The sequence below is a fragment of the Nocardia spumae genome, assembly GCF_020733635.1.
GTDB classification, from domain to species: Bacteria; Actinomycetota; Actinomycetes; order Mycobacteriales; family Mycobacteriaceae; genus Nocardia; species Nocardia spumae.
Genome location: NZ_JAJFZL010000001.1, coordinates 2,291,771 through 2,317,037, shown reverse-complemented (window position 1 = coordinate 2,317,037; position 25,267 = coordinate 2,291,771). Strand labels below are relative to the sequence as shown.

Here is a 25,267-nt window from a genome sequence, read left to right as displayed (position 1 = left end):
AATCGGCCATTTCCGGCCGCGGATACGGGTCGACCCCGGGCATTGCCGCCCGGGGTCGACCCGAGGTCGCCTAGGCGACCGAAATCAGTGGTCAGCCACCGAAAGAGCCGGTCCACAGGGTGTTGAGAACGCCATGGAAAGCCGCACCCAGGGTGTCGAACAGGCCGTTCACAGCAGCGCTACCGGTGTCGATGATGACGGGGATCATATTTACCTCTTCGTTGTTTCAATCACTGACAATCAACATATCGAGGTGGGAAAAACTCGCGTTAACCCGAATCCGTGAAAAGTGATCTGCCCGACAGCCCCGTGGACGTGTGGGCGCAGCCACATCTAGTACGCGCGGGCGATTCGCACGCCTCGGGCTTCCGGCCCCGCCTTGGTTTGGCGGACATCGAACTCGACGTGCTGCCCCTGCACCAATTGCCGGAATCCGTCACCGTAGACCTCGGTGTATTCGACGAAAACCTCCGGTCCGCCGCCGTCGGGGATTATGAAACCGAAGCCTTTCTCAGTGTCGAACCACTTCACGATGCCGTGCACCTACGCTTCTCACTCACTTCTCGAGGCCGGAACAGGCAGAGGGTAGCCGTGCCCTCATCGACAGTCCAGCGCGGCTGCCCGTATCTCCGGAATCACCGCACTTCAGGGCATCGGACGCCGCAATTCGTGTTGCAGCGCTTCCAGTTCCGCGCCACCGGCCATCTGCCGGGTCAGCTCCGGCAGACCGATCTCGCTCTTGGCGTAGCTGCCGAGGACGCGACCGCGCCGCAGCAGCAGGAATCGGTCGCCGACCGGGTAGGCGTGATGCGGATTGTGCGTGATCAGGACCACGCCGAGGCCGCGATCGCGCGCCTGCGCCACATACCGCAGCACGACCCCGGACTGTTTGACACCGAGCGCGGCGGTGGGTTCGTCGAGGATGAGGACCTTCGCCCCGTAGTGCACCGCGCGCGCGATCGCGACACACTGCCGCTGCCCGCCCGAGAGCGTGCCGACCGGCTGTTCCAGGTCGCGGATCTCGATTCCCATGTCCGACAACGCCGTCCGCGTGATGTCGCGTGCGGTGGTGCGATCGAGCAACCGCAGCGGCCCCACCCGCACGGTCGGTTCGGATCCGAGGACGAAATTGCGCCACACACTCATCAGCGGCACGACCGCCAGATCCTGGTACACCGTCGCGATGCCGTGATCCAAAGCCGCACGGGGCGAGACGAATCGGGTCGCGGTGCCGTCGATCAGCAGCTGTCCGGCATCATGCTGGTGGACACCGGCGAGAATCTTGATCAGGGTGGACTTTCCGGCGCCGTTGTCGCCCAGCACGCAGGTGACGCGGCCCGCCTCCACCACCATGGAGATGTCGTCGAGGGCGACCACACCGCCGTAACTCTTTCCCATGCCGCGGGTTTCGATCAGCGCGGTCGCGCTCGTCTCGGCGGTCATCGGCGCAGCCTTTCCGCTCGTTTGGCGAAGGCGTTGTTGACCAGCACCGCGGCCAGCAGCAGAACGCCGAGGAACAGCATGAACCAGTCACTGTCCCACCGCGCGAACACGATTCCCTGCCGTGCCATCCCGAAGATCAGCGCACCGATGGCCGCGCCCAGGACCGATCCGAAGCCACCGGTCAGCAGGCAACCGCCCACCACCGCGGCGATGATGTACTGAAACTCCAGTCCCACCCCCTGATTGGCCTGCACACTCGCGAAACGCAACAGATTGCAGGAGCCGACGATCCAGCCGGCGAAGGCGGTGCCCATGAACAGCACGATCTTGGTTCGGGCGGCCGGCACGCCGACCGCGCGGGCGCTGGGCAGTGCACCACCCACCGCGTAGGTCCAGTTGCCGAACCGGGTGCGCACCAGCAGCAGCATGGCCACCGCGGTGATCACGATCCACCACAGCACCGAGGCCTGAATGCGGGCCTCCCCGAGGTTCGTCGTCGCCGCGAAGACCCAGCCGGCGGAGGAATAGCCCGGCGCGGAACGAATACCCGATACCTGGACGGTGCCGGTGACCAGCCGGGTCACACCGAGGTTCAGTCCCTGCAGGGCGAGAAAGGTACCCAGGGTGACGATGAAGCTGGGCAATCCGGTCCGCATCACCACCCAGCTGTTGAGCGCGCCCACCGCCAGGGCGAACAGCAGCGAAACCACCAGCGCCGGCCACACATTCCATCCCGCGTGCACCGCGAGCATGGCCGTCACCAGGGCTGTCGACGCCGTCATGACCCCGGCGGACAGATCGAACTCGCCGCCGATCATCAACAGCGCCACCGCGACCGCCATGATGCCGAGGGTGGACGCGTCATCGAGCCAGGTGGCGACGCCGAGCGGACTGAGGAACCGGTCGGTGACGACGGAGAAGAAGACGAACACCACCAGGGCGCCCAGACCGGCGCCGATCTCGGGCCGGACGATCAGCCGGTTCACCAGTGAGGTTCGCATCCGGTCGGACGTGCCGGACTCGGAAACCGTTGTGGTATCGCTCATTCGGGACCCTTCACTACTCACCTGGTGCCCTGGGCGACGAGGGTCGCGATGGCGTCGACATTGCTCTTGTCCACGAAGGCCGGACCGGTCTGCACCGGCATTCCGCCGCCGACGGTATCGAGATTGCGTCGATACAGATGCAGCATCACGACGGGCAGATAGCCCTGCTCGTACTGCTGCTGATCGACGGCGAACAGCAGGCTGCCGGACCGGATGGCGTCCACCACATCGGAATTCAGATCGAAGGTCGCCACCACCGCGCGCGAGTGCGATTCCCCGGCTCCGTCCACGGCACGGGCGGCGACCTGCGAGTTCAGCGTCAACACGGCGTCGATCGAATGATTCGCTTCGAGGGCGCCCTTGATCCGTGACTGCGCGTCGGCCGGATTGTTGATATCCACCTGCAGAGTGGTGGCGTTGCCGCCGAATCCGTCGATGGCACCGGCGCACCGGTCGTTGGCGCCGATATTGCCGGCCTCGTGGATGACGCAGAGCATTGTCGTCTTCCCCGCCGCGCGCAGGCGCCTGCCGGCGGCGGCCCCGGCCTGGCGTTCGCTCTGGCCGACATGTCCGATGGCACCGACGGCCGCGCTGTCGGCCTCACCGGAATTGATGGTGACGACCGGAATACCCGCCGCGACCGCGTGCTCGATCGACGGCCGCAGCGCCTGCGGGTTGGCCATGGACACCACCAGGCCGCCGACCTGCTGCGCCACCGCGTCGTCGACCAATGTGGCCTGCTCACCGGGATCGCCGGAGGAGTTGTACTCGACCTCGATACCGAGGTCCTTCCCGGCCGCTTCGGCGCCGTTCTTCACCACGTTCCAGAACGCGTCGCCGGGGCTGCCGTGGGTGACGACGGCGACCGAGGTCAGAGGTGCGGTGGTGACGGTGGCGGTCCCGGAGGGTCCGGAGGTGTCGGCGCCGGGCCCACTGCATCCGGCGAGAACCGCGGCCGCCGCCAGCCATACTCCGATGTGGCGCCGGTATCCGGGTGGCGACAGTGCGTGGCGGCGATTCCGGTGTGGCAGTGAGGTCATCGGGCCTCCGGGTATCCGTCGGTGAAGGCCGGGCACTGGATCCCGGCCGCTCCACGCTGTATTGAACACCACGGGACCTGGGCCCGAGCGGCATTACACGCCCCGAGGGCGCGGCCCTCGCCGCACCGCTGCGATTACTCTCGTCGACATGGTTGTCGGGAAACGTGGGACGGCGGACGGCCCCGGATTCGAGTTGCCGCTGCTGCTGTTCGCCGGGTTCCGCTCGCTGCTCGACGAACTCCACACCGAACTGGCGCTGCGGGGCCATCCGCAGGTGCGCCCCGCCTACGGGTTCGCGATGCAGGCGATCGGACCGGAGGGCGCCACCGCCAGCGATATCGGGCGGCGCCTGGGCGTCTCCAAACAGGCCGCCGGCAAGACGGTCGAGAAACTCGCCGCACTGGGCTACGCCGAACGGGTCGACGATCCCGACGACGCGCGCCGCAAGGTGGTACGCCTGACCCCGCGCGGAATCGACTCGCTACGGCAATCGGCGGAGATCTTCGAGCGTTTGCGACAGCGCTGGGTGCGGGAACTGGGCGCACAGCGGGTTCGGGATATGGAGTCCGGGTTGCGCGCCGTCGTGCCGCCGGAATCGTTCCGGCTCGATGTGGCGGGATGGTTCGGCGGCTGAGTGGCACGACAGTGAGGAAGACGGTCACCACTCACATCCGCCGCCGGGCATTGTTGCTGGGCGGACTGCTCGCACCGCTGGCGGCCTGCGCGACCGACATCTCCGCCCGCCCGCCGGCGGTCCGGACGCCGCCCGCGCCGGTACCGTTCGGCGATCTGGAGACACGATACGACGGCCGCGTGGGCATCTTCGCCGCCTCGATCGGCTCCGGCGCCACGGTCGAGCACCGCGCTGACGAGCGCTTCGCGTTCTGCTCGACCTTCAAGACACTGGCCGCCGCCGCGGTGCTGGCCCGATACCCGTTGTCGCATCTGAGTTCCCGGGTCACCTTCACCCGAGACGCGATCCGATCGATTTCCCCGATCACCCAGGATCACGTCGACTCCGGGATGACCATCGGTGAACTGTGCGACGCGGCGATCCGCTTCAGCGACGGCACCGCGGGCAACCTGTTGCTCGACGATATCGGCGGCCCGCGGGCGCTGACCGAGTATCTGCGCAATCTCGGCGATCCGGTCAGCCGGATGGACAACTACGAACCCGAACTCAACCGCGACACTCCGGACAGTGTCTTCGATACCACCACCGCCCGCGCCATCGCCGCGGACTACCGCGCGATCCTCGGCGTCGGCCCCGGGGTCACCGGCGCCCGGCTCGAGGCGATCCCGTCCGCGGATAAACAGCAACTATTGCTGAACTGGTTGCGCGACAACAAGACCGGCGCCCACCGCATCCGTGCCGCCGCTCCTCCCGGCTGGACCGTCGCCGATAAGACCGGCACCGGAGACTACGGCCGGGCCAACGATGTCGCCATCGCCTTCCCGCCCACCGGAGCGCCCCTCGTGATCGCGATACTGGCCGACCGGAACGGCGGCTACGACGCACCGCCGAGCGAGGAATTCGTCGCCGCGGCGGCCGGGCGGATCTTCGACGCGCTGCGGTGAGGTAACGGCCGGGGCGACTCCGGCCGGCCCTTGCGGTAATAGACAACCTCGTTTACTATTTGGACAACCAGGTTGTCCAAATGAAGGATCGGAACCATGCATTTCCCCGCCCACACCCTCGACTCCGCCCCCGCCGACGCCCAGCGCGTGATGCGAACCAGCGCCGACCGCCTCGGCTACCTCCCCGCCGCCGTGGCGAAGATGGCGACCTCTCCGCGCCTGCTCGACGGATTCCTCAGGCTCAGCGCGCTTTTCGAATCCACCACCCTGGATCAGCTCTCCCGCGAGGTGCTCATCATGACCATGGCCACCCGCAACGAATGCCACGTGTGCGTGGCCATGCACACCGCGAAGCTGACCGCCATCGGCGCCGACCCCGCGTTGATCACCGCCCTGCGCGAACAACTCCCACTACCCGACGCGCGCTTGGCCGCCCTGCGAGAGTTCGCGCTGACCGTCCTGGATTCCGCCGGCGCGGTCCCCGACGACCGCACGACTGCGTTCCTGAACCACGGCTACACCACCGAACAGGCGCTCGAAGTGGTCCTGGGCATCGGCACCTACACCCTGTCGACCTTCGGCAACCGCCTCACCCGCGCACCCCTGGATCCCGCGCTCGAGGAATTCGCGTGACGGGCAGGTGCGTCGCGCCCAACAGCGCCTGCGCTTCCTCGTCTTTACATCACCGCCCGCGCCGAACGCGTCGAGAATGTTGCGTTCGGTGGCGCTTCCGGCCGGCCGGCCGGTACAGCGTCACCTCCGATCGGCACGGCGGAGCGGCCGAACCGGGCCTGGCGACGCGGGTGCCGCCGTCGCCCGTGGACGGCGCGCGACCACCGCCGAGCACCCCTGGTCACTGTCCCCGGCCACACTGCGCCGGGCACCCGCGGTCGAACGCTTGATCCCGTCCTCCCCCAACGGATCCGCGATCTCCTCCGCGGTCGAGGGCACGCCGGCCGTGGCCGCGTCACTGCGCGGGTGAGCACTGGCCGGACGGCCGCCTGCGGCCGCCCGCGATCGTGCGCTCCTGTGTCTCGGGGCGCGAACTCATCGCCGGCGGGGTCGCCGACGATGTGGAAATCGCGGTCGGCATCGATCGCAGCGATGCGGTTCCCTGCTGGTGGACGGGGGAATTCGCAGACGCGCCGAACCGGTCTTGACCTCAACCGGACTTCAGCTCATACGCTGCGCACATGACCTTCACCGCAGTGGAAACCTCGTACCTGGCCTCTCAATCACTGGGCCGGCTGGCCACCGTCACCACCGACGGCAAGCCGCAGCTCGTGCCGGTGGGATTCCGCGTCAACGAGGACGGAACCATCGATATCGGCGGTCCGAGTCCGGCCGCTCAGCGCTATCGGAATGTGCGGGCGAATCCGAATGTGAGCCTGGTGGTCGACGATATGACGCCGAACGATCCGGACGAGGTGAAGCCCGGCTGGGGGCGCGGTGTCGAAATTCGCGGCATCGGTGAGATTCTCGATGTCGAGGTGCCGCCGGTGAATCCGGAGTGGTTCGCACACACTGTCATTCGCATCCATCCGCGCCGGATTCGCAGCTGGCACATCGATCGGGCGAATCCCGACGGTGGCGCTCGCGACGTGAGCTAGACAACTTCTCAGCCCTGGGCGCATCGCGGCCGTGACGTAGCCGCCGGAATCGGCGAAGGTTGCGGAGCAAGCGAGTTGAAAGGGGCTGGTCGTGTACGCGACTACCGGATCCGTCCGGGTACGCCGCACCCTGGCGAGAATTGTTCTCGCGGCATTGATCCTCATCGGGATGATCACCGCGGCCGGGCAGAGTTCAGCGCAGACAGCGCCGGTGCCCGCACCGGGGCCGAGTGCGGTCGGCTGGTACTACCCGGGCATCACGCCGTTCGATCCGATTCCGCTCTCCCCGTGGTACGGCTGGAGCCCGTGGTATCGGCCGTACCACTCCTGGTATCCCTACTATGCGCCGGGCTGGTTCGGCAGTAGCTGAGGGACTCGGGGGCAACCCTGAGCATCGTGTCGTCCCCGAGGCTGATTCACCCCTGAACCTCGAGCCACCACCCGTGACGCATTGTCCGATTTGCGAGAGACTGCGTAGGGTGTAATCGATTTGGAAGGATTGAGCGTGACTGCCAGAACCGAACATCGCACCAAACGCACCGCGGCGCGTATCGCCGTGGCCGGCGCCATCATCGCCGCTCCGCTTGCCGCACTTGCCGTTCCGGCGCAGGCCGACACCGTGAGCGACCAGGTCGCCACCGAGGTCTCGCACCCGGGACACGGGCACGGCAACGGCCCGTGGGACGGCCGCCACGACCGCGGTCGCCACCACGACTGGGACCGTGGCTGGGACCGTGGCTGGGATCGCCACGACGACTGGAACCCGTTCGACCGGCACGGTCACGGCTGGAACGGATTCCGCCAGTACCTGCCTCCGGGCCTGTTCGGCAGCAGCTGAATCGACCCGTGACAACGGCCCGGCACCCCCATGGGTGCCGGGCCGTTCGTTGTCACAGGGTGTTCGTCTCCGACGCGTCGACGCACTGTCCGATCCCCAGCCGGCACCGAACAACTCCGGCACGCCAACGGCGTGCAGGCGCCACTGCGCTCGGACAGTGCTGGCAGACTGCGGAGAGCGCAGCCACACCGTGAGATCGGAGCGAATGATGAAGGCGGTCCGTTTCAGCCGGTTCGGCGGCCCGGAAGTCCTCGAGATCGTGGACCTTCCGGATCCGCATCCCGGTCCGGGCGAGATCCGGATCGCGGTGCGGGCCGCCGGCATCAACGCCAGCGATTGGAAGAAGCGGCAGGGGAAGATGGACGAGCAACTTCCGCAGACGCTGGGCCACGAGGCCGCGGGCGTCGTGGACGAACTCGGCGCTGGGGTCACGGATGTGGCCGTCGGTGATCGCGTATTCGGTGTCGGCGACCAGCCGGCGGCCCAGGCGGAACTGGCGGTGCTGTCCCACTTCGCGCCGATCCCACCGTCCCTCGACTTCCCCGGCGCCGCCGCACTACCGGCGGCCGTCGAAACGGCCACCCGCGCACTCGATCAACTCGGCGTCGCCGGCGGTAACACGGTGCTGATCAACGGCGCCTCGGGCGCTGTCGGTAGCGCCGCCGCGCAGCTCGCGGTGGTGCGCGGCGCGCGGGTGATCGGCACGGCGAGTCCGGCGAATCACGACTACCTGCGCTCGCTGGGGGCCGAACCCGTCGCCTACGGGGTGGGCATGGCCGATCGGGTACGCGCGCTCGCGCCCGCGGGGGTCGACCTGGCGCTCGACGTCGCCGGAAGCGGGGCGCTTCCCGCGCTCATCGAGCTGGCGGGTGGGCCGGATCAGGTCCTCACGGTTGCCGATTTCGCCGGCGCGCAGCACTATCGGGTCCGATTCAGTCGCGGTGACACCGGCCGCGCGCTGCACGCGCTCGGCGAGGTCGGCGCGTTGATCGAATCCGGCCGGTTCTCACTTCCGGTCGCGCGGACCTTTCCGCTCTCCGAGATCGCACAGGCACATCGCGTCGGTGAGGCCGGTGGACTCCGGGGCAAACTCGTCCTGGTGGTCGAGCCCTCCTAGCCTGACGCCGACACCGCTGCGGCGACGCCGTCGAGTACGAGGTCCAAGCCGAAGGCGAAGTCCGCATCGGGATCGGCGTCGGCGGCCGGCTCGATGTCGTCGAACAGTCCCGATGCCAGCAGCGCGGCCATATCCGGCAACCGTTCCGGATCCACCAGCGTGCGCAGCGTGCGGCTGTAGTCGTGCAGCGCGGTGGCGGCATCGAGATCCGCTGCGACTCTTGCCTGTTCGAGTTGCCGGCCCGTGACGAACGCTTCCCGCACGTATCCGCTGACCACCATGATGACGCCCACCTTCTGTGGCCAATCCAGCGCGGTCGCCCGCATCGCGCGCAGCCCCGCGTCCATCCACGCCACATTGTGGGGGCCACTCGGCGGTCCGGTGATCGGCAGCTGGGTCAGCCACGGCCGCACGCGGTGAACGGCCCGTTGCGCCATCGCCCAGGACCGTAACGCCGAACGCCACGGCGCGGCCGGAAATTCGGGCGGTGCGCCCAAGCCCGCATCGGCCATCAGGATCAGCAGTTCATCCTTCGACCCGATGTGCCGATACAGCGACATCGGCGTAACCCTCAGCGCAGCAGCGATTTTCGGGAGAGTGGCTCCGGCAAGCCCGTCTCGGTCGGCGAGTTCGACGGCCATCGCCACCACCGCGTCGACATCGAGTGCGGCCGGACGGCCGAGTCGGTTGTCCACCGGCACCCGCCACAGCCGGGCCAGCCGATCGGGAACCTCCCGGTCACTCATCGATGCACATCCTGTCGTCGACAACTCCGCCTTCCACAGCTTAGTATGATCGATATAGTATAAGTCATATACTAACTCGGTTCCGCGCTCGGAAGGACCACCCGTGACCACCGAAACCCTCCGCCGTACCGCCGGCACCGCCGCGGTCGTCGGCGCCGTCCTCATGCTGATCGAACTGCCCCTGTACTTCGTCTACGACGGCCCGCCCCCGGACTGGAACATCCTGACCCGTGGCCTCATCGGCCTGGTCGGCCTCATCGCTCTGGTGGTGTTCATGTCCGCGTACGGCCACCTGGTCAAAGACGCCGACCGCGGCTATGAATGGCTGGGCTCACTGGCCTCCACCGCCGGATTGCTGTGGGCGACCGTCGCCCTCGTATCCATGGGCCTCGAAATCGGCGCCACCATCCAGGCCCCCGACCCGATCGATCCCACCATCACCGTCTCGGGCACCTACGTTCTCTACGGCGCCATCAGCAGACTGCTGACCGCCCTGTTCATGACCACCGCCGCCGTCACGATCCTGCGAACCCGGGTCCTTCCGGTGTGGGCAGGCCGCGCCGCGGCGGGACTGGCCGTGGTGAATGTGGCGTTCGCACCGTCGATGTTCTTCGGGAACACACCCGCGAACTTCTACGCGGCAAATGGATGGGGTAGTACCGCAACGGTTTCCGGGTTCACCATCATCTGGCTCCTGGCGGTCGGAATCGCGTTGCTGCGCGGGCCCGCTCGCCCGAAAGAGCCGCCGCGTCGATACCCCTCGTCATCACGGGCCGCTGCGATCGACGCCTCCGCGCGCGGCGGTCGAGAAGCATGGTGATCAGCTCGTCACGGCGACCGCGGCGAGAGCGCCTCGACACAGGCGGCCAGGTCGTCGCGGAGCCCTTGTCGCCGAGCCGGATCGAAAGCGCTCAGCATCTGCCGCTCCACGTCGGCGACGGCACGGCTGGCGGTGCGCAGTACTCGCTCCCCGTCGGGAGTCAGCCGACTGGGCAGCGCTCGACCGTGTTCGGTCACGGCCGGACGGGCCAATAGGCCGCGCTCCTGCAGTCCGCGCAACACCTGATTCATGGCCTGGCGGCTGACGAACACGCCCCGGGCGAGTTCGGCACTCGACAGCCCCTCCCGCTGCCCGAGCAATTCCAGGCAGGCGTACTGCGGCACGGTCAATTCCAGCGGCCGCAGTACCGCGTCCATCCGGACCCGCAACGCGGTCGCCGCCTGTTTGAGCACATACCCCACCGACAGATCGACATCTCCGACGCCACCGTCTTGACCCATGTCAATATCTTGACATACAGTCTCTATGTCAATGTGTTGACATAGAGAGGACATCGTCCATGACCGTCACCGGACCCGACTTCATCGCACTCCAGGTACACGATCTCGACCGCGCCGCCGATTTCTATCGAACCCACCTGGGCCTGCGGCCCGCTCCGAGCAGCCCACCCGGAGCCGTCGTCTTCGACACCACGCCTATCCCGTTCGCGGTGCGAGAGCCGCTGCCGGGCGTCGACCTGAACAGCGCCTCGCCCCGACCGGGAGTCGGTGTCGCACTCTGGCTGCACGCCGATGACGCCCAGGCGCTGCACGACGAGCTGGCCACGGCCGGAGTACCGATCCTCGCGGGCCCGGCCGACTCCCCCTTCGGGCGGATGTTCACCTTCGGCGATCCGGACGGATACGCGGTGACCGTCCACGACAAGCGCTGAGGCGCACGATATTTCGGTCTCAATGCGGACCGAGCAGCCCCCGCGTGATCAGATCGGCGAGCTCGCGCGCGGTGCGTTCCCGACTTTCCGGGGTGTCCGGCGCGGCCCGCCCCAGCCGATGCGCCAGCGGCAATTGCACCAGGCCGGCGACCGGGCTGATCACGGCGAAGAACAGCACATCCATCGGCACAGTGGGCATCCGGCGCGCCGCCATGAGTCGTTCGACGGCCGGGATCATCGGGTTCAGCGTCGGGGCGACGTAGTTGTCGTAGAGGTAGTCCAGACGCTCGGACTCGCGGGCGAACTCATCGGCGAGTACCCGGCCCAGCAGGGGCGTTTCGACCGCGGCTCGATAGAAGTGGGTGATCACAGCCCGAACCCGCTCGGCATCGTCCATCTCGGCCGCGAGTAACTGTTCACGTTCCCGCTGATCGCTGTCCAGAGCCGAATCCACTACGGCCCGCCAGAAATTGGCCTTGGACCCGTAACGGTCGGTGATGAAGTTGTGGCTGACCCCGAGCCGTCTCGCGAGCTCCCGCACCGAGGTCCGGTCGTAGCCCAGTTCCGCGAACGCCTCCACCCCGCGACGGAGGATCTCTCCCTGGGCAGGCACCGGACGCCCGCCCGTCCCGGGACGACCCGGTGTCCGCATCGCCTTCGTTACCACCATGCGTTCCTTCTCCCCATGCTTCGCCCGGTCCGCACCCGGGCTCTTGACACCTGTCAGAATACGCCTAATCTGACAGGTGTCAGACCATCCCTCCGCTAGGGGTCGCTCGCCATGGCACGCACCGCACCGGACATCCCGGTCCCCGCCCTCACCGGCAAGCTCGCGGTGGTCACCGGAGCGAGCGACGGCGTCGGGCTGGGGCTCGCGACTCGGCTGGCCGCAGCGGGCGCCGAGGTGGTCATGCCGGTCCGAAACCCGGCCAAGGGCCAGGCCGCGATCACACAGATCCGCCGGCACTGCCCCGATGCCGAAGTCTCGCTCCGCGATCTGGATCTGTCCTCGCCGGCGTCCGTCGCCGGCGTCGCCGACCAGCTCATGGACGAGGGGCGGCCGATTCACATCCTCGTGAACAACGCCGGAGTGATGACGCCGCCGCGGCGGCAGGTGACAGCGGACGGTTTCGAGCTGCAGTTCGGCACGAATCACCTCGGACATTTCGCCCTGGTAGCCCGGCTGCTTCCGCTGCTGCGGGCGGGTGGAGCCCGGGTCACCTCGCAGATCAGCATCGCCGCCGACCAGCACTCCATCAATTGGGACGATCTCCAGTGGGAACGGAAATACAACGGCAACCGCGCCTACAGCCAGTCGAAGATCGCTGTCGGACTGTTCGGCCTCGAGCTCGATCGGCGCAGCCGCGACGGCGGCTGGGGTATCACGAGCAATCTCTCCCATCCCGGGGTGACGCCGACCAACCTTCTTGCCGCACGTCCCGAAGTCGGCAGGGAACGTGACACCGCCCTGGTGCGGCTCATCCGCGCGCTGTCGGCGCGCGGGATCCTGTTCGGAAAGGTCGAATCGGCACTGCTGCCCGCCCTGTATGCCGCGACATCACCCGACGCCGAAGGTGGCCACCTCTACGGCCCCAACGGCTTCCGCCATCTATCCGGCCCACCGGCCGGACAGAAGCTGTATTCGCGCTTGCGCAGTGCCGAGGACGCCCGCCGAATCTGGGAAATCTCGGAAGAATTGCTCGGCTGCCGGTTCCCGGCTGTACGCACACAAGCACCGGGCTGACGACAGCAGACGGTCCCGCCCGATCGCAGCGGTTCCGCCGGTCTTCGCGACCGCCGGCCGATCCGCCGGAGGCGGTGGCATCGCTCGCTGAAAGTTACTGTCACACAGACATTTTCGATCACACTTTCCAAACAGCACCCGGCACGAAAGGGTGCGTCACCCACCCCGCGCCTGATAGAATTCGAACATGCATTCGAGCGATGGGGAGGTCGCGGAACAGGTCGCGAGACCACTGCTCGCCGCCGTCTCCGAACTGTTCGAACGTTCGCTGATACCACTGTCGGACGCGGAACTGGTGGCGGCGATGCGGGGTGTGGAGATGTGCGCGCGCCGGCTGACAGCAATGCAACATCGGTTGCTGATCGAGGCCGAGGAACGGTCCCTGCCCGCGCGATCCGGCGCGAAGACGGTGAAGCGCTTTCTGATGGAGACGCTGAACGTGTCGAGCGCGGATGCGGGCAGCCGCGTGCACGCGGCACGATGGGTGGGGACGTTCCACGATCTCGACGGCGAACCGCGTGCCCCGCAATTGCCCTGCACGGCAGGCGCTTTGGCAGAAGGTGAGGTGTCGGCCGACCATGTCCGGGGAATCGCGCATGTGATGAACCGGATTCCGCGCGGTGTCGCGGAATCGGATCGCGAAGCAGCCGAGCAACTGTTGGCACAGTTCGCGCGGTCGGGCTCACCGGACGATATCGGCAAGGTCGGTGACCGAATCCTCGCCCACCTGGACCCCGACGGCCGACTCACCACCGACCGGGATCGGGCCCGAATGCGAGGCATCGTGGTGGGACGGCAACGCCCGGACGGCATGTCACCCCTGCGTGGCGACATCGATCCCGTGCTACGCGCCCTGCTGGACCCACTGCTGGCCAAGTACGCGCGCCCCGGCGTCTGCAATCCGGAGGACCCGGACAGTCCCGGCGTGCATATCGACTCGGCAGACCCGGCAATGGTGGCCGCGGCCGCGCACGCCGACCAGCGCAGCACCGCACAACGCAACCACGACGCATTGACCGCCGTCCTGCGCTCCGGACTGGTCGCCGAAGACCTGGGCCGCCACCGCGGCCTGCCGGTCACCGCCGTGCTCACGATGAGACTCGAAGACCTGGAGAAGGATTCAGGTGTCGCGACCACAGCCACCGGCGGCATCGTGCCGATCCGCGAGGCGCTGCGACTGGCCGAATCATCCCGCCCCTACCTGGCGATCTTCGACCACGCCGGACTCCCCCTGCACCTCGGCCGCATGAAACGGCTCGCCTCCCCAACCCAACGCCTGGCCTTGATCGCCGCCCTCCGCGGCTGCTCCCGCCCCGGCTGCGACGCCCCCGCCAGTCTCTGCGCAGCTCACCATATCCGCGACTACGCCAAAGGTGGCCCCACCGACATCACCAACCTCGTCCTCGCCTGCGACGCCTGCCACGCCCTGATCCACGACGGACCCGGGGGCTGGAAAACCGTTACAGAAGGCACGTTTTCGTCCTTCCCCGGCCGAACCGCGTGGATCGCCCCCGACCACATCGACCCCAGCCGAACACCCCGGATCAACCACCGCCACCACGCCGACGAACTGCTCGCCGAGATACTCACCCACGACCATCTGCGCGACGAACAAGGACGCCGACAACCCTGGTCGCGATCCCGCCCCCGGCCACCGGACGCCACCGCGGCCTGAGAACCCGACCACTGGCCGGGCGAGCAAGGCTGCGCAGCAGCATTCGTCACGGCCGCCCTTCGACGGGCGCCACCATCAATGGGTTGACCCGCCGTCGATAGGGCGCGTACCCATAGTCCGCTCGTGGATGGGGTCGGTTGAAAGATCGTGAATATGGTTGAGAGCGAACAGATCTGGTGGAATCCGGCCATGCCGATGCGGGGCGCCGGAATCAGGTCGTTGACCCGGTGATCACCGACATACAAGATCTCGCCGCGTTTTCGTGGCGCGAAGTCTGCCACGTGATCGAAGAACCGTGGCTCCGGCTTGGTCACTCCCCGCTCCCCCGAGGTCGCGATCGCATCGCCCGGAAGGTCCAGCCCACGTAAAAGTTCCGCAGCCCGGACGGTCCGTTTGCCCGCGATGCCGACCCACATTCCACGCTCCCGCAGAGCCGACAGCGCGGACCGAACATCCGGATACAGATTCCGGTCCGCCCAGGCACCGAACTCGCGAGTATCGAGGAGCAGGGCGCCGACGTCGAAAGAACTATGTGAATCAAAGCTCCAACTCCTGATGGGCAGCTTCCGACGGGCCCGATCATGTCCGCGGAAGTGCCCGGTGGGCCCTTTGCTCCGCAGCTTCCCGGGTGTTTCCCCTACTGATCAGGACGCCGACAACTGCCTCACGAGCCACTGTGCGAAGCTCGGTGTCGAGAGCCGAGTCGTCAAGTGCCTCGTAGACCAGGAAGGGGTCGAGCCGGAGTAGGCGTTTCAGGAAGTCGCGGAGAACATCGCGGTCGGGAATCTCGCGTGTTTCGATCTCTTGCCACACGCGGAGAATGGATTTGATCAGCTGCGGGCGTCCGCCCAACGTCGCGCGTCGCGCATAGATCTGGTCGAACTCGGCCTCGCCCAGGACCGATAGTGCCGCATACGGTTCGGATTCTTCCGGCGAGTAGACAAAGTGCGCTCGCCACCACATTCGACCGAAGACGTGCCGGGTGAGGTCGGCATCCAAGAAGCGTTCGCGCACGACGCGATCGCTAGGCGGCGGGTATCGCCAGTACGCCACATCCGGCAGCAGAATGAGTGCCAGAAACGCCCATACGTCGCCGGCAGCGGCCTCCGCAGGGGCGATATCCATCTGGCTGTGCAGCAGCGTCGCCGAACTCAGATCGAACACGGTCTTTTGATCAGTCGACGGCGGCCCCGGGAATCCCGATTCCTTAGCCAGATCGACGACCATATCGCGAAGCGCCTGTAGCCGACTCGGCTGCACGCGAGTGCCGCCAGTAGCCACGTACACGGCGGATTCGTCACTCGTCGCCGATCGGGACTGCAGATCCAGGACCGACAGTTCGCGGTACTCCTTGCCCAGCTTGGAGGCATGCGGGCGCAGCAGGCGTGGGTACAGTAAGGTCATGCCACACCTCCGAAAAGATTGACTGCGGCTTGTAATTCGGCGTCGAACCGGCTGGGGGAACTGTCGGCGAGCAGGCGTATGTCCCCGATCGAACGAGATGGGAAGAGTCGACCGATCAGCTCCTGCAAGGTGGCGCCGAGAGTGTCGTCCTCGTAGTCGATTTCATCATCGAACTCGCTGTCGCGAAGCGCGTGGTTCACCAGCGAGCGGGCAAGGTCTCCATACAGCGCGGACATCGCGAGTCGATCCTGGACCCGCGGGCTCTTTGCTCGCTGGACAGCCTCGGTCATCACAGCGTTCTTCTCGTTCACCAGTAGCAAGATCGCACCCATGGTCGCGGCCTCAAGATTGGAGCCGATCTCCAGATACCATGCCGCATTTTCCGGATAGGACGTCGTGGCGAAGTCGACGATCGCGATCGGAAACTGCGTGGCATCGCCCTGCAAACGGATTGTGTGACGGTCACTCCACAACACCGATCCCGCACGTCGGGGAGCGGTCAGGCGATCGTGGCCCGTTCGCTTTTTTGTAAGCACCAACGCGGTGTCGAGTACCACGGTGCCGCCGAGGTCTGCACCCCGAAGCACGGCGGACAATTCGACCACTCCAGATTCTGGGACCGGCTGCCGCATTAGGCACCCTTTGAGTTTTGAGCCGTCGGCTGCCCAGGTTGCGGCCAGGGTCAGATCCGTGCCGGGGGCCAAGCCGGACTCTTCGCGTGCGCGTGCGATATCGACAGTGACGTTTCGGCGCAAATTCAGGTCGGTCTGATAGTCCCAATGCGGAAATGCCTCGGGTAGTGGAAGTTCCTCGCCGTCGATTGTCAGCATCCAGTCCTCGGCACCGACAACATCCGGCGCCGGAACGTTGTACGGAAGCGCGAGTGACATCAGGCTTCCACCGCCTCTACATACAGTCCAATATTCGTCATCGTGTCCGCGGCCGGCTTGACCACCGCCTGCCAGGTGTGCTCACCACCGCCGTCGACCACGCGAGTCTCGCCCCTGTGCAGCGCTCCCGTCGAATCACGCCAACCGATGAGAAGGGGCATATCGGCTCCGGCGGGCGGATCTAATTCGAGCCCGGAATCATTGCTGAGTGCCACCGCCAGGTCGGCGATGACACGTTGAGGCCCGTTCACCGGGAGCCGGAACTCTTGGACCAGGACGGCCACACCCTCGAATTCCTCCAAGTACGGATCACCGACATATTCGATCTTGGGCCGGCGGCGTTGCACAGGCTTCTGTTCCGGATAGCCACCTTCCGGCATTCGGTCGGCGAAGTTCTCGTCACTGCCCTCGGGACGAACTCCATCGCTGGAGTCGAGGTTGAGACGCTCGTCGAGGATATCTGTGTTCGTCGTGGGCGATCCCCGCTTCTTACGATGCTTCACCGGACGCCGAGGTTCCCGCGAACGGGTGTCGCCGGGTCTACCGTAATCGGTCGCCGAACCGACACCCCAGATTCCACCGATCAAGGGCGACAGTCGATCGGCCGCGGCACCGAGTGACACCTGTGCCACCTCGAACTGATCTGAGTTCCGAGTTCCGAGAATCTCCTCGATATATTTCTTCAGTTTGGTGAAAGTTGTTTTTACATAGGAACTCTCGGGATGCTCGAGGGATTGGTAATTCCAGCTGTCGTGAGTCGGCGGCTCAGCAGCGGCGTAGGAGCCATCCAGTGCTGTATCCGCCTGGAAGACCCCGGCATAAGCCGTGTACTCGGTTGCGGGTTTCGGACCTGGCCAATAGGTCACAACCAATTCAGCGGGCCGCATCAGACAGATATGATGCACCAGACCATCTTCGAATCCGGCGACTCGGGCTGCGTCACTGGGCTCGAATTTTTGAAACATGAATCGATTCAGTCCGAGGTAGCCGAGAACCGGCCTTGTGCGCCATCGTAACTCTTGGCGTGCTTCCGGATTTTTCATCTGTCGGTAGGCCGAGACGAACGGCCGCAATGCCTTGAACGACTCTGGATCGGGCACCGGATATTCGATGCCGTCACACATCACGGAGAAGCGCATTGGGCGCAGGCCCGTCGGTGTCCGCAGCATCTTCGGCCAGAGGTGCCATGCGATCGTTTCGCCAAGATACAGTGCGGCATCCGTCGGCTCGCGCTCATCAAGAATCGGATCGACGATCGCAATCGTCGTCCCGGTTTCCAAATCTCCGAAACCTCGGAGCCCGAGTCGATTGGCCATCACGTCCGCCTCGTCACCGACCAGGGGTTCGATCACGTTGTTCGATATCGCGCCCCACCAGTGGCGGCCGGTGTACCGCCGCGGACCCGACGATTCCTCGGCCTGATAGCTCTGCCACAGCGAAGCACCCATCAACCTGGATTCGAGTTGCCCTCGATATCGACACCGGGTGTACACGAGGATCGTGCCGCATCGCGACAGTAGGTACAGAATGCCTTTGCCGAAACCATATGTCCCACCGCCGAGCACCTGGTCGCGCGGCTCACCGATATTGCGCAGGAAGGCGACGAAATCCCTTGTCTCGTCGGACACTTCGTCGGCGCGGGTCGGTCCGCCCAGACCTCGGGTTCCTCGGTCGGAGATGGAGAGTGTCCGAATAGCTGGCTTCTGCAACGAGTCACGCAGCGGCAGAAAGGCTTTCATAGGCGCACGCCGTTGGAAGTGCTCCCGCCACGCCGAAGCGTGAGCCGCACTCACCGTTTGCAGTTCGATCCGGAAGTCGACCGAAGTTTCGTCGTCGCAACGCGCGTCCCAACTGTTCTGCGCGGATTCTCGGACGAGCACGGTGAGGTGGTCCAGCTGGGGCTTACCCAGTTGGTTCCGAATGCCCTCCGCAGCACTCGCGCCTTCTGCCGGGAACGGTTGCGACATCCATGCGGGCTCGTTCACCTCAGCTCCTCGACCAGTGCAGCGAGTTGTGACTTGATCCTGCCGTCATCCAACGGTTCTGGTGATTTTCCCGTTAGCGAGACCGAGTAATCGACACCGAAAACCGCCTCGGACGTCCCGGCCGTGGCCAAATGTGTCTGCGTCAGTCGTGGAAAGTTGTCATCGACCCGATACCAGCGTTCCTCGTACAGCCCGAAGCGGATGTGCCGGTAGTGGTCGTCGTGCGCGACGCGGTAGCCAACTGCGGCCAGCAACGTGATTACGGCCCCTTCGTCATCACACAGTCTGAGCACTTCGTCGACCAACTCCTTGACCCCCGTTCCGCCGACCACCGCCGCCCCCAACCGCAACCAGACAAGAGCGAGCGTGCCGCCGAGGGGCGGGTCCAACTGGTTCAGACCGTGGATACGGATCTCCCTACTTTCGGCCGCCATCGAGGTCTTCACTTCTATCGCGTTCAGCTCGGCGGAGAAATCGTGGCGATATCCCGACGGCCCCCGCCACAGCCGGTGAGCGCCCGCATCCAGTTCGAGTAGACGTCGCAAGACCACGAGTTCGCCAAAGAGACCGGCTATCTGCTTGGCCCCCAACGGAGCTCCTGGATTCTGGAACAACGCTTTCCAACGATCCAGAACCCGATTCATCGCCTTCACCGGCTGTGCAGACGCAGCCTCTGTCGCGAGAAGAACATCCGCGCACAGGACCGCGAAGACGTCGTTCAGATCCTCTCTCAGGCAGCCGAGATCGGCAAAGGTCGAACGAGTTTCGTCGTCCTCGAGGACTCTCCTCTGTAGTTCGAGCACTGGCCCGTTCAAGCCGCGGCGCACACTGTGATGCGGGTCGGTGGGCACGAGAAGATGCCGATGACCGTCGATATCGATGGCAGCGAGGAGCGGTCCGGCGGGTGTCACGACGGGAAGGGCAGCAGTCTGCAACGCGTGCCCGGAGGTCGGCCGGTCGTGTTCGAGTCGATCCCAGTAATCGTCGAGAACGGATCGAAGGCCCGAGTCGGTCATCCTTCGTCCGCCTCGAGGATGCTCAGATCCTCTTCCTCGTTCTCGATTCCGGACAGGTCGGCCGAGACGTAGGTCGCCTCCCATTCGACGGTAGTGTCGGCGTCGCTCGGTGTCGGAAACACCAGACCCACGCCGATCACATGCTCCGGAGCGTCGAGCGGCCAACGGCTCTTCATGCGAGCTTCACTCGGCTCAGAGACCTTGTCGATCGGGTACAGCACCAACAGCCCGGTTTCGGGCAATTGTTTGCAACGTTCGGCTTCGATCTGTTTCTCGGTGAGATCAGGTGCCGCGTCCGCCAGATCCACCGCGGCGTCGCGACGGCTCATCAAGGTCTTGATATCGGCGATGTCGGCGGTCGACGTCTGTAGCCGCGATCGCACGATCCGACCGACCGACACACCCGGCGCGAAATCGAACCGACCGTCCTCGCCCTCACTCGGCGTTCCGACGATGGCGATGTTCCAATGACGCAGGGTGTGCGCTTTGCGGTTTCGCTTGTCGATGTAGTCGATCATCAGGTCGCTGTCGCATTCCTGCGAGTTCTCGTGGAACTGGTACTCACGCAGAAAATCGATCACCAGTTCGCTGGGCACGTCTCGGACCAGGTACCGGCCCTCGTCGCTGCGATCCTCTGCTCGTCCCTGTGCCACGGCCTCCGATATCAGTACACGCGATGCCTTCTGATTACGCAGCAGCCAGTCGGATTCCCTTTGGAAGTAACGGGTTTGAACGCGCCTGCCGCCGTAGGAGGAGGCGGCGGTCACCGCGGCCTTCATCTTGGCCGCTGCCGTCACCCGCAACGACGGGTGTGTACGCAACCGCACGGCGAAAGTGCGCGGGGTCTTGTCCTCGGTCAGGTAGAGGTCGATATCGCGACGCATCTCGGTCTCGACGGTCGCCAAATGGCGGAACGAGTCCTCGAGTTCGGTCGTCATCCAAATTCGTGGCAGGTCGGCGTAGCCGTTGCGGAATCCGAACCATCGGCCCATCTGAAGCAGGGTGTCATAGGTGGATACCGAACGGACAAAGAAGCTGACCGACAGACCTTCCAAGGTCAGTCCGCGCGACAGCGTATTGCCGCCGACCGCGATGGCCACCACAGGACCGTTCTCATAGTCGAGACGGTCGACGCTTTCGGAGTTGTCCATCACGATCCGGCAGTCCCGGACCACCCCTGGCAGATGCTCCAGAACGGTCTCGAAAGGCACTGCCGCTTCGCCGAAGTCGGAGGCAGCGACCTTCGAGGTCTCCTCCTCCCAGAGCTTGCGCAGCCGCTCGATCCCCACTCCGACGGCCAAATCGCTGATCATCCGGCCGCGCAAGGCCTCCAGCGGTTCGCGGAAGCTGTTGTGCACCGAGGTCCGCACACTGGTGTGAATCAGCATGGTGCTGTGCGGATTGCCTCTACCGCGGGTGCGACGCGCCGCTGTGGTCATCCAGAAGTAGTGCACGGCATCGCGCAGCGCGTCCGTGATCGTGGGGACGAACCCCTCGGTATCGGCCTTGCTCTTGGGCCGGACAAGTTCGACGTCATCATCGGGAATGGTCCGGATCATGTCGTGACCGTCATCGACGTCGTTGGGGTCCTCGCCGTCGAGCGCGTACCGTCCGAACAGCACCTCGGTACCGAAGTGACCGTCAGGTTTGGGCAGGTTGACGATAAAGTGCTCAGGATACAGATCCTCGGCGGCCGGGTCGATCAACAGGTTGGCGAACGGCGAGGCCGTGTAACCGACATAGGCGGACTTCGGCAGGGTGTTCAGGATCTGCCGGATCAACGGGTTGATCGAGGCGGTGGCGACTGTGGCCTGATCGGCCTCGTCATCGATGATCAGGGCCGGACAGTCTGCGAGATACTCCTGCGCGTCGCCGAGCCACCGCACCAACTTGCGCAGCACCGTGGCATTCTTCTTGACCACGCACAGCACGTGCGTTTTGTTGGACTTGCCGAAGAAGGCAGCGGGATTCGCTGTCGGACGGAAATCCGCGTCCAGATCGGTGATCTGATGCCAAAGGCTGGGGTTCGGTTCGACGAGCTGTTGGATCAGCCGCGCCTGGGTCTGCCGCCGCAGGCCGTTGTGGATTCCGGCCAACACGATGAAGAGCTTGTACCCTCGGTCGGCGGCCTTCGCCATGACGGCTGTGAAACTGGTCGTCTTTCCGGACTGCACATAGCCGACGACCAGGCCGCGCGTGGAGAAGGCACGTTCACGCGGGTGGCTCAGCAACGAGACGATGCGGGTGGATGAGGCGTCGAGGCTGTCGATCGCCGGAGTCTGCTGCCATCCGTCGCGCCGCAGGATGTCGGCGAGGGCGGGCCAGAGTCGATCATCGGGATGCGGACCGGCGTACCAGGTCTCGTAGTTGTCGATGACGACCGCTCGAGGTTCCTGAAGTTCCTTGATCCGGATCATGTCGGCCTCGTACCGCTCGAGGATCCGCTTGATGACATCCTCGGGTGCCAGCAACGACAGCTTCTTGACCGCTTCCGCCGGCGTGTACTTGTCCAAGATCGACTTGAACACGTCGTACTGGTCCTCAATCAGATCGTCCACCCGACACTCCCTGCTACTCAGCCCACGTCGCACCCGCTGCGCGCCCCACCTGCGTCGCGGAGATCAGGCTCCGTGCACGGGGAGTACTCCAGCGCGCTTCCAACGAGGAATAGCACAAACGCAACATTGCGTTACGGTTCGACTCAAGACGTTACTTCGCGAGCACCGGACGGCGATCACGAAATCCCATTTACCCAGTTCAGATTCCCGGGGCGGCGACACGGAACGGCTGCCTATGTCGAAATCGGACATGGGGCATCCCTTTACTCTTACGTCCCGTCGACCTTGGCCCTTCGACCATCGTTGCCTCCGTACCTGACCGGGCGTGGCGCTATTCTGAAATCGATGCGCGCCGCGCGGAGAAGGGGGCGTCGATGACAGGCGTCGGTCAGCGCCTCAGCTCACTGGAATTGTGCGCCGGGGCAGGCGGGATGGCGCTCGGGCTGGAACATGCCGGGTTCGATCCGATTGCGCTGGTGGACAATCGGAGCATCGCCTGCACCACCCTGCGAACGAACCGGCCACGATGGCAGGTGATTCATCGAGACCTGTCGCTCATCGATCCGCAGCGGGATCTACCCGTGGACAAGGGACTGGACCTACTGTCCGCGGGGCTGCCACGAGTACGCTCCGCGGCGACCGCATCGCGCTCCCGCGGTGACAACATCGAACTCGAACTACTCGAGACAGCAGGTCGGTGGGTATGGCACCTGCGTCCGCGAGCGGTACTGCTGGAGAACGTTCCCGACCTGGTCTCGCGTGACGACTATGCCGAAAGTCGTTCGTATGTTGAAAAGTATCTGGATAACGCCGGATACGAGTTCAGTTGGCGAGTAGTGGACGCGGCCAATTTCGGTGTGCCGCAACACCGAGATCTCGGCGTGCTCGTCGCCTTCCGGGACGGCGGGCTCAGCAAGTTCGACGCGGTACTGGATGCGGTGCTACCGTCGCCTGCTCTGACAGTCGGGGCGGTACTTCGTACTTCGATGGCTTCGTGCGGCTGGCCACAAGCCGATGAATGGGCCGATTACGCTGATCAACTCGCCCCGACGATCGTCGGGGGTTCCTGGGATCGCGGCGGCGCGGATTTGGGGCCGGCGGGATCGCAACGCGGCTGGGCACGGCTGGGCGTCGAGGGAAAATCCCTGTCCGACGCTCCTCCTCAACCGGACTTTCACTGGGATCCCGACCTGCCCGAAGGACGGGTGCGGCTGACAGTCGACCAGACCGCGGAGCTGCAAGCATTTCCCAGTCACTGGCAGGTTTGTGGTCTCAAAACCGCACGCTACCGCCAGATCGGGAACGCGACGCCACCACCTGCCGCCCAAGCCCTCGGCCGCGCGGTTCGGGCCGGCTTGACTTGCTGACTCCCCTTCCAGCGCACCCGCCGGCTATGCTCCCTTCCGTGCCGAGCGAAGTCCCACCCCCGACCAGAGAAGAAGCCGACACTGTCGACTTGTTCGCGGGCCCCGGCGGGCTCGATGTCGCCGCCCACTGGCTCGGCCGCAAGGTCTACGGCATCGAATGGGATACCGACGCGTGTCGCACCCGCCAGGCAGCCGGGCTCAACTTCGAGCCTCACGACGTGCGCGACCTCGGCCCGGAGGACTTTCCGGCCGCCACGATGCTGACCGGCGGACCACCGTGCCAGACCTTCACCGTCGCGGGCAGCGGAGCGGGCCGTCGCGCGCTGGACGCGGTGTTGAAATTCATCATCGCCATGGCCGCCGGTGAGCCGGTACGAGAAGCGCTGTCGCAGTTGGAAGATGAACGCACCGGCCTGGTCCTCGAACCGCTGCGCTGGGCCCTGCGAGCGGCTGAACTCGGTCGCCCGTATCGAACGATCGTGCTCGAACAGGTCCCCGCGGTTCTGCCCGTCTGGGAGGCCATGGCCATCGTGCTGCGCGAGAAGCTGCAATACAACGTGGCCACGAAGGTACTGCACACCGAAATGTATGGAGTGCCGCAGACCCGCCGACGGGCCGTTCTCATAGCATCACTCGACGGACCCAGATCTGTACCGAAACCCACCCACCGGATCTACCGCAAATCGGGATTGCGGCCCACCGACAACCACGAGCTGCCGCAATGGAAGACCATGGCCGAGGCTCTTCCTCACCGCAAGGAAGCCTTCGAGGTCATTTCGAACTACGGCACCGGGGGCAACCCCAAGCTGCGCGGAGTTCGCGAGTCCGCTCAACCGTCCGCGACCATCACTGGAAAAGTCTCCCGCAACAAGGTCGTGACGAACGGAGTGACAGACAGGTTTCTCGATAGGGAGGCCGGCCGCTTGCAGAGCTTCCCCATGGATTACCCCTGGCAGGAGGGAGCTGTCGCCCAGCAGATCGGCAATGCCGTACCACCGATTTTCGGACTTCACATCCTCGCCGCCGCGATGGGATATCAGGTCACCAAGGAACAGGCCGACAAGGTATTCGACCTGGAGTGGTCGGAGGTCCGAGGTAAATCCGGCGATGATGCGCCTCCAGTTGTAGCCGAACTTCGTGAACGAGTTCGGCCCGGAGCGAATGCGACCGCGGTGACCACCAACGACCACGTTGATCGGAAGTTTGCCTACCAGCCGGCATTGTTTCCCTGAAGGAAGAGCTCCCGTCCGTACGCGCAGCAGTGCGGTCGTTTCGTATTCTTGGAACCTTCCTACCGAGTTTCGCGTCCAACTTCAGCAGCTCGCTTTCGTCGCGCCTGAGGTCGCAACATACGAATGGTCGTCTTTGCGGCTCATACACGTGCCTTCGGGGTGGCATGTGGCCCTGCCCAGGATCATTGCGAGTGGGCGGCTCAGTATCTCGCCGGAGGCGTTGCCCACCGACCAGCCGAAGCCGGCCAGGCGGCGGCACCATACTT

The 25,267-nt window shown here is 65.4% G+C and carries 25 protein-coding genes and 1 pseudogene; 13 read left to right on the top strand and 13 right to left on the bottom strand.

What is annotated here, in order from left to right:
• Nucleotides 1-333: 333 nt before the first annotated feature.
• The 4 genes from LKD76_RS09980 to LKD76_RS09965 form a co-directional block, all read right to left on the bottom strand.
• Entirely contained in the window at nucleotides 334-543 is a 210-nt protein-coding gene (locus LKD76_RS09980; RefSeq protein WP_227980753.1) for a cold shock domain-containing protein, read from the bottom strand.
• A 102-nt stretch (nucleotides 544-645) separates the two neighbouring features.
• Nucleotides 646-1,443, bottom strand: a complete 798-nt coding sequence (locus LKD76_RS09975; protein ID WP_227980752.1) for an ATP-binding cassette domain-containing protein — start codon at nucleotides 1,441-1,443, stop codon at nucleotides 646-648.
• Nucleotides 1,440-2,489, bottom strand: a complete 1,050-nt coding sequence (locus tag LKD76_RS09970) for an ABC transporter permease (protein ID WP_227980751.1) — start codon at nucleotides 2,487-2,489, stop codon at nucleotides 1,440-1,442. Before LKD76_RS09970 ends, LKD76_RS09975 begins: the two co-directional genes overlap by 4 nt.
• Before the next feature lie 17 nt (nucleotides 2,490-2,506).
• The gene (locus LKD76_RS09965) at nucleotides 2,507-3,529 is read right to left on the bottom strand and encodes a substrate-binding domain-containing protein (RefSeq protein WP_227980750.1); all 1,023 of its coding nucleotides are present in this window, start codon (nucleotides 3,527-3,529) and stop codon (nucleotides 2,507-2,509) included.
• Nucleotides 3,530-3,677: 148 nt separating this feature from the next.
• Here LKD76_RS09965 and LKD76_RS09960 point away from each other — a divergent pair, with 148 nt between their 5' ends.
• From LKD76_RS09960 to LKD76_RS09930, 7 genes are all read left to right on the top strand, one after another.
• On the top strand, nucleotides 3,678-4,163 hold the full coding sequence (locus tag LKD76_RS09960; RefSeq protein ID WP_227980749.1) for a MarR family winged helix-turn-helix transcriptional regulator: 486 nt from the start codon (nucleotides 3,678-3,680) through the stop codon (nucleotides 4,161-4,163).
• A gap of 35 nt (nucleotides 4,164-4,198) precedes the next feature.
• On the top strand, nucleotides 4,199-5,107 hold the full coding sequence (gene bla / locus LKD76_RS09955; protein WP_372465978.1) for a class A beta-lactamase: 909 nt from the start codon (nucleotides 4,199-4,201) through the stop codon (nucleotides 5,105-5,107).
• 96 nt (nucleotides 5,108-5,203) lie between these two features.
• Nucleotides 5,204-5,740 (top strand): carboxymuconolactone decarboxylase family protein, encoded by a 537-nt coding sequence (locus tag LKD76_RS09950; protein ID WP_227980747.1) that lies wholly within the window; start codon nucleotides 5,204-5,206, stop codon nucleotides 5,738-5,740.
• Nucleotides 5,741-6,300: 560 nt separating this feature from the next.
• Nucleotides 6,301-6,717 (top strand): PPOX class F420-dependent oxidoreductase, encoded by a 417-nt coding sequence (locus LKD76_RS09945; protein WP_227980746.1) that lies wholly within the window; start codon nucleotides 6,301-6,303, stop codon nucleotides 6,715-6,717.
• A 91-nt stretch (nucleotides 6,718-6,808) separates the two neighbouring features.
• Nucleotides 6,809-7,087, top strand: coding sequence for a hypothetical protein (locus LKD76_RS09940; protein WP_227980745.1), 279 nt, complete (start codon nucleotides 6,809-6,811; stop codon nucleotides 7,085-7,087).
• Between the two features lie 135 nt (nucleotides 7,088-7,222).
• Complete coding sequence (locus LKD76_RS09935) at nucleotides 7,223-7,555, top strand: hypothetical protein (RefSeq protein ID WP_227980744.1); 333 nt, start codon at nucleotides 7,223-7,225, stop codon at nucleotides 7,553-7,555.
• Between the two features lie 208 nt (nucleotides 7,556-7,763).
• On the top strand, nucleotides 7,764-8,672 hold the full coding sequence (locus tag LKD76_RS09930) for an NADP-dependent oxidoreductase (RefSeq protein WP_305082778.1): 909 nt from the start codon (nucleotides 7,764-7,766) through the stop codon (nucleotides 8,670-8,672).
• Here the strand turns inward: LKD76_RS09930 and LKD76_RS09925 are convergent.
• Nucleotides 8,669-9,418 (bottom strand): TetR/AcrR family transcriptional regulator, encoded by a 750-nt coding sequence (locus tag LKD76_RS09925; protein WP_227980742.1) that lies wholly within the window; start codon nucleotides 9,416-9,418, stop codon nucleotides 8,669-8,671. The two genes, LKD76_RS09930 and LKD76_RS09925, sit on opposite strands and share 4 nt — an antisense overlap.
• A gap of 103 nt (nucleotides 9,419-9,521) precedes the next feature.
• Between LKD76_RS09925 and LKD76_RS09920 the strand changes: the two genes are divergently transcribed.
• Complete coding sequence (locus tag LKD76_RS09920; protein WP_227980741.1) at nucleotides 9,522-10,238, top strand: hypothetical protein; 717 nt, start codon at nucleotides 9,522-9,524, stop codon at nucleotides 10,236-10,238.
• An 8-nt stretch (nucleotides 10,239-10,246) separates the two neighbouring features.
• On the opposite strand, the gene LKD76_RS09915 is transcribed toward LKD76_RS09920, so the two are convergent.
• Nucleotides 10,247-10,699, bottom strand: a complete 453-nt coding sequence (locus tag LKD76_RS09915) for a MarR family winged helix-turn-helix transcriptional regulator (RefSeq protein ID WP_227980740.1) — start codon at nucleotides 10,697-10,699, stop codon at nucleotides 10,247-10,249.
• A 59-nt stretch (nucleotides 10,700-10,758) separates the two neighbouring features.
• Here LKD76_RS09915 and LKD76_RS09910 point away from each other — a divergent pair, with 59 nt between their 5' ends.
• Nucleotides 10,759-11,130 carry a VOC family protein gene (locus LKD76_RS09910; protein ID WP_227980739.1) on the top strand — a complete coding sequence of 124 codons (372 nt, stop codon included), beginning with the start codon at nucleotides 10,759-10,761 and terminating at the stop codon, nucleotides 11,128-11,130.
• A gap of 19 nt (nucleotides 11,131-11,149) precedes the next feature.
• Here the strand turns inward: LKD76_RS09910 and LKD76_RS09905 are convergent, their stop codons facing one another.
• A complete protein-coding gene (locus LKD76_RS09905; protein ID WP_227980738.1) occupies nucleotides 11,150-11,800 on the bottom strand; it encodes a TetR/AcrR family transcriptional regulator in 651 nt (216 codons plus the stop codon).
• A 111-nt stretch (nucleotides 11,801-11,911) separates the two neighbouring features.
• Here LKD76_RS09905 and LKD76_RS09900 point away from each other — a divergent pair, with 111 nt between their 5' ends.
• Together LKD76_RS09900 and LKD76_RS09895 are read left to right on the top strand one after the other, a co-directional pair.
• Nucleotides 11,912-12,874 (top strand): SDR family oxidoreductase, encoded by a 963-nt coding sequence (locus LKD76_RS09900; protein ID WP_227980737.1) that lies wholly within the window; start codon nucleotides 11,912-11,914, stop codon nucleotides 12,872-12,874.
• A 187-nt stretch (nucleotides 12,875-13,061) separates the two neighbouring features.
• A complete protein-coding gene (locus LKD76_RS09895) occupies nucleotides 13,062-14,549 on the top strand; it encodes an HNH endonuclease signature motif containing protein (protein WP_227980736.1) in 1,488 nt (495 codons plus the stop codon).
• A gap of 206 nt (nucleotides 14,550-14,755) precedes the next feature.
• Here the strand turns inward: LKD76_RS09895 and LKD76_RS32050 are convergent.
• The 6 genes and pseudogenes from LKD76_RS32050 to LKD76_RS09865 form a co-directional block, all read right to left on the bottom strand.
• A pseudogene (locus LKD76_RS32050) lies at nucleotides 14,756-15,013 on the bottom strand (HAD family hydrolase); the annotation flags it as partial.
• Between the two features lie 115 nt (nucleotides 15,014-15,128).
• Entirely contained in the window at nucleotides 15,129-15,953 is an 825-nt protein-coding gene (locus LKD76_RS09885; protein ID WP_339428986.1) for a DUF6339 family protein, read from the bottom strand.
• Nucleotides 15,950-16,843, bottom strand: a complete 894-nt coding sequence (locus tag LKD76_RS09880) for a hypothetical protein (RefSeq protein ID WP_227980734.1) — start codon at nucleotides 16,841-16,843, stop codon at nucleotides 15,950-15,952. The genes LKD76_RS09885 and LKD76_RS09880 overlap by 4 nt, the downstream gene beginning before the upstream one ends.
• Nucleotides 16,843-18,828, bottom strand: coding sequence for a hypothetical protein (locus tag LKD76_RS09875; protein ID WP_227980733.1), 1,986 nt, complete (start codon nucleotides 18,826-18,828; stop codon nucleotides 16,843-16,845). The genes LKD76_RS09880 and LKD76_RS09875 overlap by 1 nt, the downstream gene beginning before the upstream one ends.
• Nucleotides 18,825-19,844: a PD-(D/E)XK motif protein gene (locus tag LKD76_RS09870; RefSeq protein WP_227980732.1), complete on the bottom strand. Its 1,020-nt coding sequence runs from the start codon at nucleotides 19,842-19,844 to the stop codon at nucleotides 18,825-18,827. The genes LKD76_RS09875 and LKD76_RS09870 overlap by 4 nt, the downstream gene beginning before the upstream one ends.
• A complete protein-coding gene (locus tag LKD76_RS09865; RefSeq protein ID WP_227980731.1) occupies nucleotides 19,841-22,402 on the bottom strand; it encodes a Z1 domain-containing protein in 2,562 nt (853 codons plus the stop codon). Before LKD76_RS09865 ends, LKD76_RS09870 begins: the two co-directional genes overlap by 4 nt.
• Before the next feature lie 374 nt (nucleotides 22,403-22,776).
• Here LKD76_RS09865 and LKD76_RS09860 point away from each other — a divergent pair, with 374 nt between their 5' ends.
• Together LKD76_RS09860 and LKD76_RS09855 are read left to right on the top strand one after the other, a co-directional pair.
• Entirely contained in the window at nucleotides 22,777-23,769 is a 993-nt protein-coding gene (locus LKD76_RS09860) for a DNA cytosine methyltransferase (RefSeq protein ID WP_227980730.1), read from the top strand.
• A 26-nt stretch (nucleotides 23,770-23,795) separates the two neighbouring features.
• Nucleotides 23,796-25,001 (top strand): DNA cytosine methyltransferase, encoded by a 1,206-nt coding sequence (locus LKD76_RS09855; protein WP_227985177.1) that lies wholly within the window; start codon nucleotides 23,796-23,798, stop codon nucleotides 24,999-25,001.
• Nucleotides 25,002-25,267 lie beyond the last annotated feature (266 nt).

Coding starts and splice junctions, on each gene's coding strand:
- LKD76_RS09975 (WP_227980752.1), bottom strand. CDS start 1,443: ATGACCGCCGAGACGAGCGCGACCGCGCTGATCGAAACCCGCGGCATG.
- LKD76_RS09970 (WP_227980751.1), bottom strand. CDS start 2,489: ATGAGCGATACCACAACGGTTTCCGAGTCCGGCACGTCCGACCGGATG.
- LKD76_RS09965 (WP_227980750.1), bottom strand. CDS start 3,529: ATGACCTCACTGCCACACCGGAATCGCCGCCACGCACTGTCGCCACCC.
- LKD76_RS09960 (WP_227980749.1), top strand. CDS start 3,678: ATGGTTGTCGGGAAACGTGGGACGGCGGACGGCCCCGGATTCGAGTTG.
- LKD76_RS09950 (WP_227980747.1), top strand. CDS start 5,204: ATGCATTTCCCCGCCCACACCCTCGACTCCGCCCCCGCCGACGCCCAG.
- LKD76_RS09945 (WP_227980746.1), top strand. CDS start 6,301: ATGACCTTCACCGCAGTGGAAACCTCGTACCTGGCCTCTCAATCACTG.
- LKD76_RS09930 (WP_305082778.1), top strand. CDS start 7,764: ATGAAGGCGGTCCGTTTCAGCCGGTTCGGCGGCCCGGAAGTCCTCGAG.
- LKD76_RS09925 (WP_227980742.1), bottom strand. CDS start 9,418: ATGAGTGACCGGGAGGTTCCCGATCGGCTGGCCCGGCTGTGGCGGGTG.
- LKD76_RS09915 (WP_227980740.1), bottom strand. CDS start 10,699: ATGGGTCAAGACGGTGGCGTCGGAGATGTCGATCTGTCGGTGGGGTAT.
- LKD76_RS09910 (WP_227980739.1), top strand. CDS start 10,759: ATGACCGTCACCGGACCCGACTTCATCGCACTCCAGGTACACGATCTC.
- LKD76_RS09905 (WP_227980738.1), bottom strand. CDS start 11,800: ATGGTGGTAACGAAGGCGATGCGGACACCGGGTCGTCCCGGGACGGGC.
- LKD76_RS09900 (WP_227980737.1), top strand. CDS start 11,912: ATGGCACGCACCGCACCGGACATCCCGGTCCCCGCCCTCACCGGCAAG.
- LKD76_RS09895 (WP_227980736.1), top strand. CDS start 13,062: ATGCATTCGAGCGATGGGGAGGTCGCGGAACAGGTCGCGAGACCACTG.
- LKD76_RS09885 (WP_339428986.1), bottom strand. CDS start 15,953: ATGACCTTACTGTACCCACGCCTGCTGCGCCCGCATGCCTCCAAGCTG.
- LKD76_RS09880 (WP_227980734.1), bottom strand. CDS start 16,843: ATGTCACTCGCGCTTCCGTACAACGTTCCGGCGCCGGATGTTGTCGGT.
- LKD76_RS09870 (WP_227980732.1), bottom strand. CDS start 19,844: ATGACCGACTCGGGCCTTCGATCCGTTCTCGACGATTACTGGGATCGA.
- LKD76_RS09860 (WP_227980730.1), top strand. CDS start 22,777: ATGACAGGCGTCGGTCAGCGCCTCAGCTCACTGGAATTGTGCGCCGGG.
- LKD76_RS09855 (WP_227985177.1), top strand. CDS start 23,796: ATGCTCCCTTCCGTGCCGAGCGAAGTCCCACCCCCGACCAGAGAAGAA.